The organism is Wenzhouxiangella sp. YN1, assembly GCF_056324145.1.
Map to the genome: position 1 here is coordinate 73,680 of NZ_JBJNIO010000093.1, position 15,409 is coordinate 89,088.

Annotated in this window: 13 protein-coding genes, 1 tRNA gene and 1 riboswitch; of the genes, 7 read left to right on the top strand and 7 right to left on the bottom strand. The window is 63.9% G+C overall.

Annotated features, from left to right (window positions below; all coding sequences use genetic code 11):
- Window positions 1-72: 72 nt before the first annotated feature.
- Together ACEWQZ_RS02105 and ACEWQZ_RS02110 are read right to left on the bottom strand one after the other, a co-directional pair.
- The gene (locus ACEWQZ_RS02105) at window positions 73-1,881 is read right to left on the bottom strand and encodes a diguanylate cyclase (protein ID WP_476481415.1); all 1,809 of its coding nucleotides are present in this window, start codon (window positions 1,879-1,881) and stop codon (window positions 73-75) included.
- Between the two features lie 203 nt (window positions 1,882-2,084).
- Window positions 2,085-2,161: transfer RNA gene (locus ACEWQZ_RS02110), tRNA-Arg, on the bottom strand.
- A 119-nt stretch (window positions 2,162-2,280) separates the two neighbouring features.
- Between ACEWQZ_RS02110 and ACEWQZ_RS02115 the strand changes: the two genes are divergently transcribed.
- Entirely contained in the window at window positions 2,281-2,694 is a 414-nt protein-coding gene (locus ACEWQZ_RS02115) for a hypothetical protein (RefSeq protein ID WP_476481416.1), read from the top strand.
- A 69-nt stretch (window positions 2,695-2,763) separates the two neighbouring features.
- A complete protein-coding gene (locus tag ACEWQZ_RS02120) occupies window positions 2,764-3,273 on the top strand; it encodes a c-type cytochrome (RefSeq protein WP_476481417.1) in 510 nt (169 codons plus the stop codon).
- Here ACEWQZ_RS02120 and ACEWQZ_RS02125 read toward each other — a convergent pair.
- The gene (locus tag ACEWQZ_RS02125) at window positions 3,249-3,857 is read right to left on the bottom strand and encodes an acyl carrier protein phosphodiesterase (protein WP_476481418.1); all 609 of its coding nucleotides are present in this window, start codon (window positions 3,855-3,857) and stop codon (window positions 3,249-3,251) included. The two genes, ACEWQZ_RS02120 and ACEWQZ_RS02125, sit on opposite strands and share 25 nt — an antisense overlap.
- 139 nt (window positions 3,858-3,996) lie before the next feature.
- On the opposite strand from ACEWQZ_RS02125, the gene ACEWQZ_RS02130 reads away from it, so the two are divergent.
- Both ACEWQZ_RS02130 and zapE read left to right on the top strand, forming a co-directional pair.
- Window positions 3,997-4,656 (top strand): alpha/beta hydrolase, encoded by a 660-nt coding sequence (locus ACEWQZ_RS02130; protein ID WP_476481419.1) that lies wholly within the window; start codon window positions 3,997-3,999, stop codon window positions 4,654-4,656.
- A gap of 53 nt (window positions 4,657-4,709) precedes the next feature.
- Window positions 4,710-5,798, top strand: a complete 1,089-nt coding sequence (zapE, locus tag ACEWQZ_RS02135; protein WP_476481420.1) for a cell division protein ZapE — start codon at window positions 4,710-4,712, stop codon at window positions 5,796-5,798.
- A gap of 181 nt (window positions 5,799-5,979) precedes the next feature.
- Here zapE and ACEWQZ_RS02140 read toward each other — a convergent pair whose 3' ends face one another.
- The gene (locus tag ACEWQZ_RS02140) at window positions 5,980-6,531 is read right to left on the bottom strand and encodes a TetR/AcrR family transcriptional regulator (protein WP_476481421.1); all 552 of its coding nucleotides are present in this window, start codon (window positions 6,529-6,531) and stop codon (window positions 5,980-5,982) included.
- A gap of 162 nt (window positions 6,532-6,693) precedes the next feature.
- On the opposite strand from ACEWQZ_RS02140, the gene ACEWQZ_RS02145 reads away from it, so the two are divergent.
- The 3 genes from ACEWQZ_RS02145 to ACEWQZ_RS02155 all read left to right on the top strand — a co-directional run bounded on the left by ACEWQZ_RS02145 (window position 6,694) and on the right by ACEWQZ_RS02155 (window position 12,245).
- Window positions 6,694-7,572, top strand: coding sequence for an alpha/beta fold hydrolase (locus ACEWQZ_RS02145; protein ID WP_476481422.1), 879 nt, complete (start codon window positions 6,694-6,696; stop codon window positions 7,570-7,572).
- Window position 7,573: 1 nt separating this feature from the next.
- The gene (locus ACEWQZ_RS02150) at window positions 7,574-10,057 is read left to right on the top strand and encodes an acyl-CoA dehydrogenase (protein WP_476481423.1); all 2,484 of its coding nucleotides are present in this window, start codon (window positions 7,574-7,576) and stop codon (window positions 10,055-10,057) included.
- A gap of 70 nt (window positions 10,058-10,127) precedes the next feature.
- Window positions 10,128-10,352, top strand: a riboswitch (cobalamin riboswitch).
- Window positions 10,353-10,466: 114 nt separating this feature from the next.
- Window positions 10,467-12,245, top strand: a complete 1,779-nt coding sequence (locus ACEWQZ_RS02155; protein ID WP_476481424.1) for a TonB-dependent receptor domain-containing protein — start codon at window positions 10,467-10,469, stop codon at window positions 12,243-12,245.
- A 312-nt stretch (window positions 12,246-12,557) separates the two neighbouring features.
- Here the strand turns inward: ACEWQZ_RS02155 and ACEWQZ_RS02160 are convergent, their stop codons facing one another.
- Genes ACEWQZ_RS02160 through ACEWQZ_RS02170 form a run of 3 tightly spaced genes read right to left on the bottom strand, consistent with a single transcriptional unit; the run spans window position 12,558 to window position 15,405 of the window.
- Window positions 12,558-13,367 carry an ABC transporter permease gene (locus ACEWQZ_RS02160; RefSeq protein WP_476481425.1) on the bottom strand — a complete coding sequence of 270 codons (810 nt, stop codon included), beginning with the start codon at window positions 13,365-13,367 and terminating at the stop codon, window positions 12,558-12,560.
- Window positions 13,360-14,553, bottom strand: coding sequence for an ABC transporter substrate-binding protein (locus ACEWQZ_RS02165; protein WP_476481426.1), 1,194 nt, complete (start codon window positions 14,551-14,553; stop codon window positions 13,360-13,362). Before ACEWQZ_RS02165 ends, ACEWQZ_RS02160 begins: the two co-directional genes overlap by 8 nt.
- Before the next feature lie 33 nt (window positions 14,554-14,586).
- Entirely contained in the window at window positions 14,587-15,405 is an 819-nt protein-coding gene (locus tag ACEWQZ_RS02170) for an ABC transporter ATP-binding protein (protein WP_476481427.1), read from the bottom strand.
- Between the last annotated feature and the right edge of the window lie 4 nt (window positions 15,406-15,409).

Sequence of the window (15,409 nt, forward strand, 5' to 3'; positions counted from 1 at the left end):
TACAGAGCTAGCACGCACTCTCACCTCAAACCCCAAAAGGCCAGAGAGCCTGGCCTCACGGTCCCGACCGGCTCAAGCGATGACTTCTCCTGCCGACACCACCTGGTTCTTGCCGCGCGCCTTGCCAGCGTACATCGCATCATCAGCCCGTTTGATCAGTTCGGCAAGGTTTGCTCCAGGCTCTATTTCGGTAACGCCGAAAGTCAGGGTCATCAACAGTGGCCCCCCGTTGACCTGCGGCGGAGAATCGCCCAGCGCCCGGCGGAGTTTCTCGGACACGTGAAGCGCACCCTCTTGGCGCGTTCCAGTCAGCAGAAGCAAAAACTCTTCCCCACCCCAACGAGCTGCCAGATCGACGCTACGCAGGTGTCGCTGGACCACCCCAGCCACGTGCACAAGCACCTGGTCGCCCGCCTGGTGTCCCAGCGTGTCATTTATGCGCTTGAAGCTGTCAATATCCGCCAGGATCAATGACGCCGGTTCGTTGTGTTCATTGCGTCGGTGGATGGCACGGTTGATGTGCTCGGTCATGTCGCGGCGGTTGCCAAGGCCGGTCAGCGGATCCGTTCGGGCGGCCCTGTCAAGCGCATGCGATACTCGACGGCCGAGACGATAGCGGTTGTACACCAAGCCCAGTATCAGCAGTAATAGCACGACCAAAATGATCGAGGCAGTACTGATCAGCTGCTGCCGCCGGGCGCGCTGCTCGGAGACTTCAGTGCGCGCTCGCTGCAGCGCCAGCTCACGTTCGAGCTGCTCGGCGCGAAAAGCCTGCTGCAGCTGCTCCACGCGGGCAGCGAGATCCTCCTTCGCCTGGGCATCGCTGAGCAGAATGAGACGCTCCTGGGTACGAAAAGCCGACTCGAAGTCACCCTGATGCTGGTAGACGTCGATCCGCTGCCAGAGAATTGATTGAAGTGCGCTCAGACTGCCCCCGGGGATGATTGACTCAGCCTCGTCAAGCATCTCCAGCGCCCTCTCCGGGCGATCGAGCATGGTCATGGCCCGGGCGCCGGTCAGCAGGGACTTGACCACGCCATTGGTATCGCCCACTTCTCGCCGCAGTCTCAGCGATCGGCGGTGATGATCCAGAGCCTCCCGGACACGATCAAGATGAATCAGGGCCCGCGCGATATTGTCTTCGGCATAGGCAATGCCACGGCGGTTGCCGAGTCGCTCGAACAACCCGAGCGCGCGACGGTTGTATTCCAGATTGGCCTGATGCTCTTTCCGTGCGCGCTCGTGTTCACCGGCCCGGGAGTGATCCTCGGCAATACGCGCCGCCAGGGCACCGAGGTTGACCAGTGTGCCGGCCACGCCTTCCTTCCGGCCGATCTTCTCGAAGCCCGTCAACGCCTGCCGATGATACTCGCGTGCCTCTTCCCAGTTGCTCATGGAATTGTGCAGGTTGCCGATGTTGCCCGCTGCCCGGGCGGCGCCCAGGGCGTCGCCGGCAGCCTGGCTCTGTTCCAGCGCAACAAGGTAATGTTCCAGCGCGCGATCGAAGACACCGGCTTCCCAGTAGATGACGCCGGCCGTGCGGCGCACCGTAGCAACCTGGACAGGATCATCGATCCGGTCACTCAGGACGAGCGCGGTCTCCACGGCCTTGATTGCCGCATCAATTCGTCCCAGGATATGCAGATTGGACGCGACTGCGGAGTGAACCAGCGCACGCCCTCCAGGACATTGCAGCCCGACCTGATCCATCTGGCGCAGCAGCTCACGCCCCTGCTCCACACCGGCGGCAGCGTCATGATCGCGCATGGTGCGGATCGACTCGGCCTGCTCCAGAACCCCGGCGCAATCCAGGGCGCGGGCCGGAACGGCCTGCATCAAGCCGAACACCGGCAGGGCCACAAACAGGAATCTGAAAATCATGTCGCGAGTATAGCGACTTGATATCGGGATAAGAATGCCCAAGAGTGCGCTGCTCAGTGCCGCGCGGCAGGATGGCTGTCGCTGCGCTCCAGCGATTGTGCGCTGCGCGCACAATGCGAACCTGACTTGTCATGTGCCGCAGGTTCGAATGCGCCGTGGGCAGGACGGTGGCTGTTTGAGCGGAAACGGCTTCGATTGAAAACTGGCGCGCCCGGCAGGATTCGAACCTGCGGCCTTCGGCTTCGGAAACCGACACTCTATCCACCTGAGCTACGGGCGCGTGCAGCGCTTTATTGTAACCGAAAACCGCGATTTTTCTCACTCCGGGTCGCGTTACGGCCGCGCGCCGCGGCGTCGGGTACACTGGCGGCACGTCAGCATCCGGAAAACAGCTTGTTCATGCGCACTCCAGTCGCGGTCACCTCGGGCCTGGTCGTTGCGGTCATTCTGATCGAATCGATATCAGCGGGTCTGACCGTGCTGCTGCCGGCATCGACGCTGTATGTGCAGGCCGGCGACGGCTTTGCCCCCCCGGTGGTGTGGCCGCTGCTGCCGATACCGGCGCTGATCTGGCTTGTCGGCAGCCTGGCTGGCGGGACCATGGCGGCAGCAGCCGCACCGCAGGCAGCCTGGGGGCTGGCCGTGGGCGTCCTGCTGGCGCTGCCGGCCATACTGCTGGTGGGGCTGATCAGCCCGGGCAACTCCATGGCCCTGCTGGCCGGCGTGTTGCCCGTGGCCGGCGCAGCGGCCGGAACCGCCCTCAGCGTACGGCTGAGGCAGGCGCCTGCAAGCACCGCCAAACAGACGGTATAATCGCGTTTTTCCCGGGGTCCGTCATGCGGGCCGTATTGTATTTTCAGTCAATCGTGAGGTCCGTCCGGCGTGTCCGAGCAACATGATCGTCAATTCATCCAAACGTTCAGTGTGGTGGTGGCCGCGCTGACCGCTTTCATGGTGGTCATCATCATTCTGGCACTGGTGATTCACTACTACGCCTACGAGCCCGACCAGAGCACCGCGCGTCAGGCCGCGGTGGATGAGCGCCTGCAACCCGTAGCCGGCGTGTATGCCGGTGAAACCGGGCGCGCGGCCGCTCAGGCCGCGGCCGAAGAAGCCGCCGCCAGTGCCGAGGCCGAAGTCGCTTTCGACGGCTCGACCGACGGCCAGATGATCTACTCCCGGGTCTGCTCGACCTGCCACGACACCGGCGCGGCCGGAGCACCCAAGCTCGAAGCCGGCGACTGGAGCGACCGCCTGGACAAGGGTCGCGAGACGCTGCTGACGCACGCCATCGAGGGCTTCAACGCCATGCCGGCGCGCGGCGGCCGTTCGGATCTCAGTGATGAGCAGGTCACCGCCTCGGTTGACTACATGCTCGACCAGGTGCAGTAGAGCTGCTTGCGGTCTTCGCGGGCGCGGGCCTGAAGATCGGGAAACAACGTCAGAAACGCGGCTTCGATGGCGCGGTCGTGCGCATCGAGCAACCGGACCCCGGCGGCCAGCGGCCAGCGCCGCCCGTGGCGGTAAGCCAGTAGCGAGAACGTTTTTTCCAGCATGGCGCGCTCGCCGTAACGCTGCCACAGGCGCTGAGCGCGTGCCCAATGACTGAAACGCACCAGCCGCGGCGGCAGCTGCGCCTGATGACGAGCCAGCAGCTCGTCGATCTCGGCGGCCAGTTGTTTCAACCCGGTGGGCCCGAAGCGCGACCAGTGCCGGCTCAGCATGTAATCGAACAGCACATCGAAGATCACGCCGCCATAGCGACGCCACGGCGGCTCGAGACGCTCGAGCAGGCCGATGACTGCGGGATGGGCATCGCTGAAGGAATCGATCCGCCGGTGCAGCTCGACCCCTGCTGCCCAGCTGGGAGGCAGATCTTCCAGGGCCTGGCGTCCCTTGACGTGATCGCCCAGAAACGCTCCCAGGCGCAGGCCTTCATCAGAGCCGGCGAGCACCACATGGGCGAGATGATTCATGCCAGACGCGGAATGGACGGGTGAGTTATGATGATGCCCCCGCGGCGGGCACTCAGGCAAGTTTCAGCGGCACGTCCCGATCACTGAAATGGCGCTGTGGGGCCCGCAAACAGCGCTGGCAACTGTCAAGGACACCTCAATGGATACCAATCCGGGCGAGTTTCCGACCGAATCCGCCGAATTCTTCATCACCGGCCCGGCCGGCAGGATCGAGTGCCTGGCCGATGTGCCCGAAGCCGGCGAGGAACGCCCGGCCACAGCCATTCTCTGCCACCCGCACCCACAGCACGGCGGCACCCTGCGCAACAAGGTGGTGACCATCATGGAGCGCAGCCTGCGCGAGCTGGGGCTGCGTACCGTGCGCTTCAACTTTCGTGGCGTCGGCGACAGCGAAGGCGAGTTCGACGACGGCGAGGGCGAAGTCGACGACCTGTTGGCGGTGCTGGACTGGCTGCGCACGACCCGGCCCGACGACGACCTCTGGTTGGGCGGCTTTTCGTTCGGCTCCTACATTGCGCTGAAAGTCGCCCAGGATCAGCCGGTTCGCCAGCTGATTTCAATTGCACCGCCGGTCGAGCGCTACGGCTTTGCCGAGTTGCAGGCCCCCGACTGCCCGTGGCTGGTGGTGCAGGGCGACGAAGACGAGGTTGTCTCGCCCGAGGCGGTCTATGACTGGGCCGAAAAACTCGGACAGGACGCCAACCTGGTGGTCATGGAAGGCACCGGGCACTTCTTCCACCGCCGCCTTATGGACCTGCGCGGCCTGATCAAGAACCATGTCCGGCCCAACCTGCCCTGAGCGAGACGGCAGCGCAGCAATCAGCGTCACCCCCGGGGCACACTGAACAGCCAATGATTCAAGACGGTCCACTGGCCCGCTATCGGGCGCTCGTCGATGGCGGCGAGCTCAAGTCCGACGCCGCGCAGCAAGCCATTGCCCAGGCGCTGGAGCAGCGTCATGCGGCGTTGCTCGCGCGACCGGCACGCTGGATCGACCGGCGCCGCCGGCGCCATCGGCCGGTGCGCGGGCTTTATCTGCACGGCCGGGTCGGCCGCGGCAAGACGCTGCTGATGGACCTTTTCGCCGACAGCCTGAAAGCCACTGACGTCCCGGTCTGGCGCATCCACTTTCACCGCTTCATGGATCATGTCCACGCTGCGCTGCGCAAGCGAGATCGCCAGCGCGATCCCTTGCCGGCCATTGCCGGCGAGATCGCCACACGCTGTCGGGTGTTGTGCTTCGACGAATTCCATGTCAGCGACATCGCCGACGCCATGCTGCTGGGCGGCCTGCTCGAGACCCTGTTCGAACGCGGCCTGTGCCTGGTGGCAACCAGCAACACCGCCCCGCGCGAGCTGTATGCCGAGGGCCTGCAGCGCCGGCGCTTCATTCCCGCCATTGAAGCCATCGAGCGACACTGCGAGGTCGTTCACCTGCAGGCGGCCACCGATTACCGGCTGCGCGAACTGGTGCGCCAACAGATCTATTACCACCCCATCGACGATGAGGCCAGAGCCGCCATGCGCGAGCGCTTTGCCGCCCTGGCCCGCGGCGAGCGCGTCCAGACCCGCCCGCTCACGGTGCGCGGCCGGTCCATTCAACCGCTGCGCCGCGCCGGGCCGGTGGTCTGGTTCGACTTTCAGACCCTGTGCGAGGGCGCGCGCTCCAGCGGTGACTACATCGACCTGGCGCGGCGCTTCGACACCGTGTTCGTCAGTGAGGTGCCGGTCATGGTCGAGCGCGACAACGACGCCGCGCGGCGTTTCATTCACCTGGTCGACGAATGCTACGACCGCTCGGTCAAGCTGATCGTCTCCGCTGCAGCGCCGCCACAACAGCTCTACACCGGCGAGCAGCTCGCCGCCCCCTTCGAGCGCACCACCTCACGCCTGATCGAGATGCAGAGCCACGACTATCTGGAACGGGAACACCGACCGTGATGGTTGGCTGGTTGGCTGGTTGGCTGGTTGGCTGGTTGGCTGGTTGGCTGGTTAGCTGGTTAGCTGGTTGGCTGGTTAGCTGGTTAGCTGGTTCAGCAAGCATATCCGCCAATACCATCCTCGCGCGGCGAAGCCGCCCCGCAACGACATCAGACGTCGAACCAGCCAACCAGCAAACCCATCAGTCTTCGATCAAGGCCTCAATGACATGCTGCACATAACTATCGAACTCGGGCTCATCCTTGTCGGGCACCAGACCCTGGGCCTGGAGCTGCAGATAACCGACGTAAGAGGAATACATCAGATGGGCGCGGTGGCGGGCCGGGCATTCACCCAGACCCAGCTCTTCCAGGGCGGCGGCCAGATACTTGATGCGGCGCTCCGTTACCCGCCGCAGCACCGGCCCGATGGCGGGATGATCGGGGCTGGCGCAGAGGGCGGCATACACCCGGTGGGTGAGCGTCTGCCGACTGGTGCGCCAGACAAAATCGGCCAACCGTTCGGCCGGCGCACTGGCGGTACTCAACGACAGCTTCAGGTGCTGGCGATCCTGCCGCTCCCAGCGCTCGACCGCCCGCACCAACAGCTCGTCGCGGCCCGGAAAGTGCCAGTAGAAGCTTCCCTTGGTAATGCCCAGACGGCGCGCCAGGGGCTCGACCCGCAGTGCGGCCATCCCTTTTTCGGCAATCAGCGCCAATGCCGCCTGCTCCCAGTCAGCCGGCGTCAGGGGCAATTTGTCGCCCGTACTGCGATCTGTACTTGATTTGACCATGATGATCCGCGATGGTACCCCTTCCAGCGTTCGGAAGTGACCGCAAGCTCTTGTGTGCCGGCCAGACCGAACCAATATGACATTGCATTGACTAATGAACAGGGTAAACCCATACTCTGCCGTATGGAAGCTGTGCGTAAACTCAACGACGACATTCGCCGCCGCCAGATATGGACCGATGACGGCATCCGGCTGAGCCTGCGCTATTATGGCGACGACCGTGCGCCCTGTGTGCTCATGGCGCACGGCTTCGGCCAGACACAATACGCTTGGGAAAGTACCGGACGCCAGCTGGCCGCTGCCGGCTGGCAGGCGGTCAGCTATGACGCGCGCGGTCACGGTGAGAGCGATCGCGCACCCAGTGGCGAGTACGATTTCGAGCAGTTCATCGAAGACTTCCGCCGGGTGTGCGCATCCCTGCCCAACCGGCCAGCGGTCATCGGCGCCTCGATGGGCGGCCTCACGGCACTGCTTGCCCACTCGGAAAAACCCAAGGTGGATCTGGCCGCGCTGGTGCTGGTCGACATCGCGCCGCGCTGGGATGACAGCGGCGTGGAGGCCATGCTGGCGTTCATGCGCCAGAATCCCCGGGGTTTCGAAACCCTTGATGACGCCATCGAGGCCGTCGGTGGCTTCCTGCCGCACCGCAAGCGCAACGGTTCCAGCGACGGGCTGACGCGCAACCTGCGTCAGGGGCGCGACGGACGCTGGTACTGGCACTGGGATCCGGCCATGCTGGCGCTGGCCGAGAAGAGCAGCAACCTCCAGTCACGGCTCAAGTCGGCTTCGCGCAGACTCAAGATTCCCACTCTGCTGGTGGCCGGCGGCCAAAGCGAAATCATTGGCCAGGAACACATCGAAGAGTTTCTCAAGCTGGCACCGCACGCCGAGCAGGCCACCGTGGAAGAAGCCTCACACACGCTGGCCGGAGATCGCAACGACCATTTCATGGGCGCCGTCACGCCGTTCCTCAAGCGGCAGGCCACCCAGGGAGCAAGCTGATATGACCCTGTTTCTTTTCCTGCTAGCCCTGCTCGTTGCGGGGCTGGCCTGCGCCTATTTTCGTGCTTCGATCAACACCTGGGCCATCGTCACCGGCCTGGTGGGCCTGGGCTTCACCATTGCCGGCGAGCCCGGCTGGATCTCGCTGATCATCTTCTGGGTGCTGTTCATTCCCGTGGCCGCCGTGCTCGTCAACCGCGGCTGGCGGCGCGAGCTGCTCACCCGAGCAGCGATGGACGCCTTTGGCACCATGACCCCGCAGATTTCAGAAACCGAGCAGGCCGCCCTGGACGCCGGCACGGTCGGGTTCGAAGGCGAATTGTTCGCCGGCAATCCGCGCTGGAGCCGCTTTGTCAAGAAGCCGCTGCATGAGCTGAGCACCGAAGAACAGGCTTTCGTCGATGGGCCGGTGCAGGAGCTGTGCGACATGCTCGACGAATGGGAAAACACCCACTACCGCGCCGGCGTATCCGAACAGGCCTGGGACCATATGCGCAAGCACGGCTTCTTCGGCATGATCATTCCGAAGGAGTTCGGCGGCCTGGGCTTCTCGGCCACCGCCCACCGCGCCGTGCTCGAGAAAGTGGCGGGTGTGTCGCCGATGGTCGGCTCGATCGTGGCCGTACCCAACTCCCTGGGCCCGGCCGAACTGCTGCTGCACTACGGCAGCGACGAGCAGAAAAACCACTACCTCCCGCGCCTGGCCTCGGGCGAAGAAATTCCCTGTTTCGGCCTGACCAGCACGGTCGCCGGTTCAGATGCCACCTCGATTGCCGACTACGGGGTGGTCTGCAAGGGTAACTACAAGGGTGAGGAAGTCCTCGGCATCAAGCTCAACTTCGAAAAGCGCTACATCACGCTCGCCCCAGTAGCAACCGTGGTCGGCCTGGCCTTCCGTTTGTACGATCCCGACGGCCTGATTGGCGATCGCGAGGACATCGGCATTTCCGTGGCGCTCCTGCCGGCTGACACCGAGGGCGTTGACATCGGCCGGCGCCACATGCCGCTCAACGTGCCCTTCCCCAACGGCCCGATCCGCGGCAAGGACGTGTTCATACCGCTCGACCACCTGCTGGGCGGCGTCGAGCACGCCGGCAACGGCTGGCGCATGGTCATCGAGTCGCTGTCGGTCGGTCGCGCCATCTCGCTGCCGTCATCAACCTCCGGCGGCTCCAAGGCCGCGGCGCTGGTCACTGGCGCCTACGCGCGCATCCGCAAGCAGTTCAACCTGCCCATCGGCCGCTTTGAAGGTATCGAGGAGGCGCTGGCCCGCATTGCCGGCCACACCTATGCGATCAGCGCGCTGTCGCGCCAGACCGCCTCGGCCATCGACGATGGCGAGCGCCCGTCCGTACCCGGCGCCATTGCCAAATACCACGCCACCGAATACGGGCGCGACATTGTCAAGGATGCCATGGACATCCACGGCGGCAAGGGCATCATTCTGGGCCCGAAGAATTATCTGGGCCGCGCCTGGCAGGGCGCGCCGATCTGGATCACGGTCGAAGGCGCGAACATCCTCACGCGCTCGCTGATGATCTTCGGCCAGGGCGCCATCCGCTGCCATCCCTACGTGCTCAAGGAGCTCAAGGCGCTCGAGATCGAAGACGAAGACGAGCGCCTGATCGAATTCGACAAACTGCTGTTCAGCCATGTTGGCCATTCGATCTCGAACGCCGTGCGCGCGTTCGTGCTGGGCCTGAGCTTTGCCCGCTTTGCGGTCGTCCCCGGCGACCGGCGCACCCGCAAGTACTACCGCAAGCTCAGCCGCTACAGCGCCGCCTTTGCCTTCCTGGCGGATATCGCCATGCTCACTTACGGCGGCAAGCTGAAAATGAAGGAGAAAATCTCCGGACGGCTGGGCGACGCCCTGAGCCATCTCTACATCTGCTCGTCCATGCTGCGTCGCTTCGAACACGACGGCCGCCCGGCCGCCGATCAGCCGATCCTGGCCTGGGCCTTTCACGACGCCATCTTCAAGATTCAACAGGCCATGTACGGCGTGGTCGACAACTACCCCATGGCTTGGGCGCGCCCGTTTCTGCGCCTGATCATCTTCCCCTTCGGCCGTGTCGAGCGTCCGCCCAACGACCGCCTGGGGCACAAGGTCGCCGCGCTGCTGCTGTCACCATCCGAGACGCGCGACCGCCTGGCCCGCGGCATCTACAAGACCAATCGTGAAGGCCACTGGCTGGGCGTGCTCGAAGCACTGCTGCCGGATGTGATCGCAGCCGAACCGGTCGAGCGCAAGTTCTCCAAGGCGCTGCGGGCAGGCGAAATCGAGGGCTACACCTTCGAGCAGCAGCTCGAACAGGCTCGCGACAAGAAGCTGCTTGCCGACAAGGAGATCGAAGTGCTCACCGACCTGCGCAAGCGCGTCCTCGAAGTGATCAGCGTCGACGACTTCGATCTGGCCGAACTGCAGGCCGGCCTGACCGACAAGTGCGAGGCCATCCGCGACCAGCACGAAACCGACGCCAGCTGAGGCCTGCCAGTCCGCGTCACCGTTTACCGGCCCCACACCGGTGCCGGCACTGCGTTATAATCCTGATGGTCGGTCGGCGCTGCCGCCGGCTTTCTTTTTGCCAAATCGCAGTGAGTTTTCGGGAAGCCGGTGCAAGTCCGGAACTGCCCCCGCAACTGTAACCGGCATTGACGCACAGGCGTTGATGTTGCTGGATAAATCCACTCCGCCGAAAGGAATGGGGGAAGGATCCAGCCTGGGCCCGCCACAGCCGGCCACCGGAAGTCAGGAGACCGGGCTCGCTGCATCAGTCTGAACTTCCGGGTTGCGGCGGGCGACCGGTGTCGACGACAGTCATTTTCCTTCGCTGTCGGTGGCGCTGCCCTGCCACCCACCCGGCTTGATGCGCGGGTGAGCGCAAGGAGCACACATGCAACGCACCACCTTGAGCGTGCTGGCGAGCGCCGGCATGCTGATCTCGAGCGGCCTTTCTGCCGCCGACTCAACCTTTGATGGCGATACCGTCCAGGTCACGGCGACGCGAACGCAGCAGTCGATCGACGCCTCTCTGGCGGCTGTTTCCGTGATCACTCGCGACGACATCGAGCGCGTCCAGGCGCCGGATCTGCTGGAGCTGCTGCGGCTTCAGGCCGGCATCGACGTCGCCCGCAGCGGCGGCCCTGGGGGGCAAACCAGCCTGTTCATGCGCGGCAGCAACTCCAACCACGTGCTCGTGCTCGTCGACGGCGTGCGCGTGAGCGCAGCGGGTTCGGGCGGCTTCACCTGGGAGATTCTCGATCCGTCCATCATCGAGCGCATCGAAATCGTGCGCGGGCCGCGCGCGGCGCGCTGGGGCTCGGACGCCATCGGCGGCGTCATTCAGATCTTCACCCGCCTGCCCGATGGCGGCGGCGCACGCGCCGCCTACGGTCGCTATGATGATCGACAGCTGGCCGCGCAGGTCGGCAACGGATTCATCGGCTTCAACGCTTCGGCTCGTCGCACCAACGGTTTCTCGGCCCAGAATCCCTCCGGCCCCTCCTATGACCCCGACAATGACGGTTTCGAAAACCTGAGCTTCAGCGCCCGCGGCGACCACCCGCTCGGTGACGGCCAGCTCAACTGGTCAGCGCGTGCCGCCAGCGGCGACGTCGAGTTTGATCAGGGCGAAACCGATTTCCTCAACTACGCCCTGAGCGGCAGCTACCGACAGGCCACCCGCGGCCCGTGGACGTGGGAAGGCTCGGCCGCCTTCTATCACGACAACATGGAAACCGATAACGGCTTCAGCATCGCAGACGCCGTCACCCGCCGTGTGCAGGCCGGCTTTCAGGCCGAACGCGGCGTCGGCAGCGGCACCTGGCTGCTCGGCGTCGATGCCTGGCAGGTCGATGGCGACACCGACGACTCATTCGACGAAAGCCGCGACAACGTCGGCATCTGGACCGGCCTGGACGGCGGCGACCGACAGCTTTCATGGGAGGCCGCCCTGCGCGCCGACCACGACAGCCAGTTCGGCTCGGCGCTGACCGGCAACCTGGCCGGCGGCTGGCGCTTCACCGAAAGCCTGCGGCTTTCGGCCAGCCTGGGCCGGGCCTTCCGCGCGCCGACCTTCAGCCAGCTGTACTCGCCCGGATTTGCCGGCCAGTACGCGGGCAACCCCGACCTTGACCCTGAAACCTCGCTCAGCGGCGAAGTCGGCCTGGACTGGTCCGGCCCGGGTGGCCACGGCCTGAGCCTGAGCCTGTACCAGAATGAAATCGACGACCTGATTGCCTTCACCGGCGTCGACTTCGAGGCCGTCAACGTCGAAAAGGCACGCATCCGCGGCGCCGAGCTGGGCTACCGTTGGACCACCCGCCAGTGGCGGGCAGAATCCAACCTGACCTGGCAGGATGCCGTCAACCGCTCTCAGCACACCGACCTGCTCCGGCGCGCCGACTTCAAGGGTTCGCTGACCCTCGATCGCACCTTCACCAACGGCGGCTGGATCGGCGGCGAAGTCGTCCACGTCGGCAAGCGCCCGGACTTCGGCGTCGAACTGCCCAGCCACACCCTCGTCCACCTGCGCGCCGGCTGGCCGCTGGGCGCGGGCCTGAGCCTGGAAGGCAGAATCGAGAACCTGACCGACAAGAAGTACGAACCGATCGCCGGCTACAACGCCGCCCGCCGCGCCGCCTTCGTGGCCGTTCGCTGGCAGACGCCTTAGCATATTCGCTACCGGCGACGACAGAACCCGCCGAGCTCAGCTCGGCGGGTTGCAAGGCGCCACGCACCTCGATTAAAGACCCCATCAAAAGAACCCGACTCATCGTACAACCCCAGGCGAGCTACGATCCTGGTGAACGATCAACCGATTGGGTTCGATGACCAGCCATCGCTGATGCGGATGATGCCGCTCAAAGGCTTGCTCAGCATGTCGATCGGCTGACCCCCACGACCTGTCGCACCGGAACGCTGCGGAAAAGGTTCGCTTGGATGGCCGAGTACAACTCGGGTCAGGCAACGCTGAGCAAAGCGCTCAGTCCTCGTCACCGTGCGTCCACATGCGATGCAGTTGCTGTACGGAGGCGTCCAGAAGAAATCCGAGCGCGCCGATCAGAACAATGACTGCCATGAGTTCCGAGTAAGCCATGCGGTCCCGGGTGTCCAGAATGAAGTAACCCAGGCCGGAGCTGACCCCCAGCATTTCGCAGGGAATCAACAGGATCCAGGTCATGCCGATGGCCACGCGCACTCCGGTCAGTACGTGCCCCCGTATACCCGGCATCACGACCCGTACGAGAGCTTCCCACCGCGTGGCGCTCAGGCTGCGGGTGAGCATCAGCCACTGAGGGTCGAGCTGGCGCACACCGGCCGCTGTATTGATGATCATTGGCCATACCGCAGTAGCGGTAAGCAGGAAGTACACAGGCGCGTCGCCGATCCCGAATACCATCACTGCAATCGGCATCCACGACAGCGGCGAAATCATCCGCAGAAACTGGAACGCACTGCCGGTCATTCTGTCTGCAACCCTTGACAGCCCGATCAGAATGCCGATGGGCATTCCAATAGCCAGCGCGGCCAACAGGCTCAAGAGAACGCGGCGCAGGCTTGCGCAAATATCGGTCGTCAGTTCATTTCTTGCCAGCAAGCTGTAAAGACTGCCAAGGGCATCACCGGGTGCCAGCATGGCAGCCAGAGGGAGATCTTGCTGGAGCAGTCGTACACCGATCGACCAGAGCCCGAGCAGAACACACAGGCCCGCCAGGCTCAAACCAATATTCAGGCTGTTCTCCGGTAACGCAGAATCACGTCCCGGCCCATTGGCTGTTACGGAGTCAGGCATCAATGATTTCCGTTCGGGTAAACGACTCCGGCTGGTCGAACACCTTCATGCCGCCGACGCGGCCGATCGCATGCTTGACGAAACGATCGTCGACAAGGTCTTGTGCCGCGAACTCGGGCGCCAAGTTCGTGAGGAAATCCCGCTTGCCTTCCACGTAGGTTTCCTTGAGCATTTCAATCATGCGCTCTGTATAGCTGGGATAGGGGTAAGGCTGGAAGTCAATGCGGTGAGAGTCCCACTCCCCGTGGCGAATGGCCCCGGTGGATGCATGGAACGCGTTGTCCTCTGGTGACGGCGCCAGCACCTTGGCCAGAACCTCCTCCGTATGCGGCATATATCTCTGCGCGCCGGCACGCGACAGAAGGCGAGCGCTTTCCTTCCTGTTTTCCCGAACCCAGGCCTGAGCCTCGACAATGCCGTTGACCACTTTCTGTGACCACTTGCTGCGGGCCTCAAGATCATGCTCGTGCATCATGACCACGCAGCAGGCGTGCTCTTTCCATACGTCCCCAGTAAATCTCAGCACCCGGCCGATGTTTCGGACTTGACTCAGGGCGACAAACGGCTCAGCCACAATATAGCCGGCCACCCGGCCAGTAGCCATGGCGGGCAACATGTCTGAAGGCGCCATCACCACAAGTTTTACCTGCTGGTCACCGGGAGTGCCTTCGCCGATCGGCTCAAGCCCCTCTTTCTTGAACAGATACTGAAGAATGATGTTGTGGATGGAGTACCAGAAAGGAATCGCAATCGTGGTGCCACCAAGATCCTTGATCTCTTTGTAGTTGCCATCTGCCGCCACCGCCAGGGAGGAACCATCCACGTGGTTCCAGGCAACAACCCTTGACGGGGATTTGCTGCCGTAACGGGCATAAACGCTCATCGGAGAAAGCATATGCACCACGTTTACCCGACCACTCAGAAAGGCCTCCACAAGCTGCGCCCAGCTGCGGAACATGCGGGGTTGCTCCACTTTCAGCCCCTGCGCCTGCCAGAGTTGATTCTGGTGGGTGATCAGCAACGGGGCCGCATCGGTAATCGGCAGATAACCCACGCGCACAGGCGCTGAGGGCTCAGCCGCCAGAGCCGAGCTCAGCATGCTCAGCAACGGTGCCGCTCCCGCGGCTGTAAACAGGGCCGACAGCTTGAGAATCCGCCGGCGTGAATGCGAGATGGTGTCTGTCATGGTTCGGAATCCGGCATGTTCATGAAATGTGCGTTATCCGGGGACAGCCTGCAGGCGGTCTCGAGTGCCGTGCTGTTGATCGAAGCGCCCGCGGCCCAGTGCGGTGACGATCTCGCGGCGGCTGCGGACCAATACGGGATTGCTGCCGTCCCGGCTGTGGCCACTCAGATCCCATGTGCCGGCAACGCACACTGGCTGGCCTCCCAGAAGCACTACGCGATCGGCAACATGCAGTGCTTCATCAATGTTGTGCGTTACCAGAATGGCGGCTGTGCCATGGTTTTGGGTGACGCTCAGCAGTAGCTGCTGCATTTGGCTGCGGGTGACTGCATCCAGTGCACTGAAAGGCTCGTCCAGCAGCAGAACCTCCGGCTGCCGGGCCAGGCAGCGCGCCAGGGCACCACGCTGGGCCATGCCGCCAGACAGAGCCGCCGGGTAAGCGGCCGCAGCATGTTCAAGGCCGACTTCTTCCAGGGCAGACTGGACCCGCTCACGCTTTTCCTGCTTGCTGATTCGCTGCTGCCGCTTGAAATTCAGGCCAAATGCCACATTGGCCTCCAGGTTCAGCCAGGGCAGCAGGCACGGATCCTGAAACATCAACCCGATGCGCGGGTGTGGGCCGTTCAATTCTTTTTCGCCCATCATCACCTGGCCATGATCCGGCCGGCGCAGGCCCGCCAGGACCCGCAGCAATGATGACTTTCCGGATCCGCTGGAGCCCAGTACGGCAAGTACTTCACCGGCTTTCAGTCGCAGCGATAAATCACGCAGCACGGGCTGGGCCTCGCGCTTGTGGCGATAGCTCAGTGAGACGGCTCGGGCCTCGAGAACATTGGCAGCGGCAACAGCCATGATG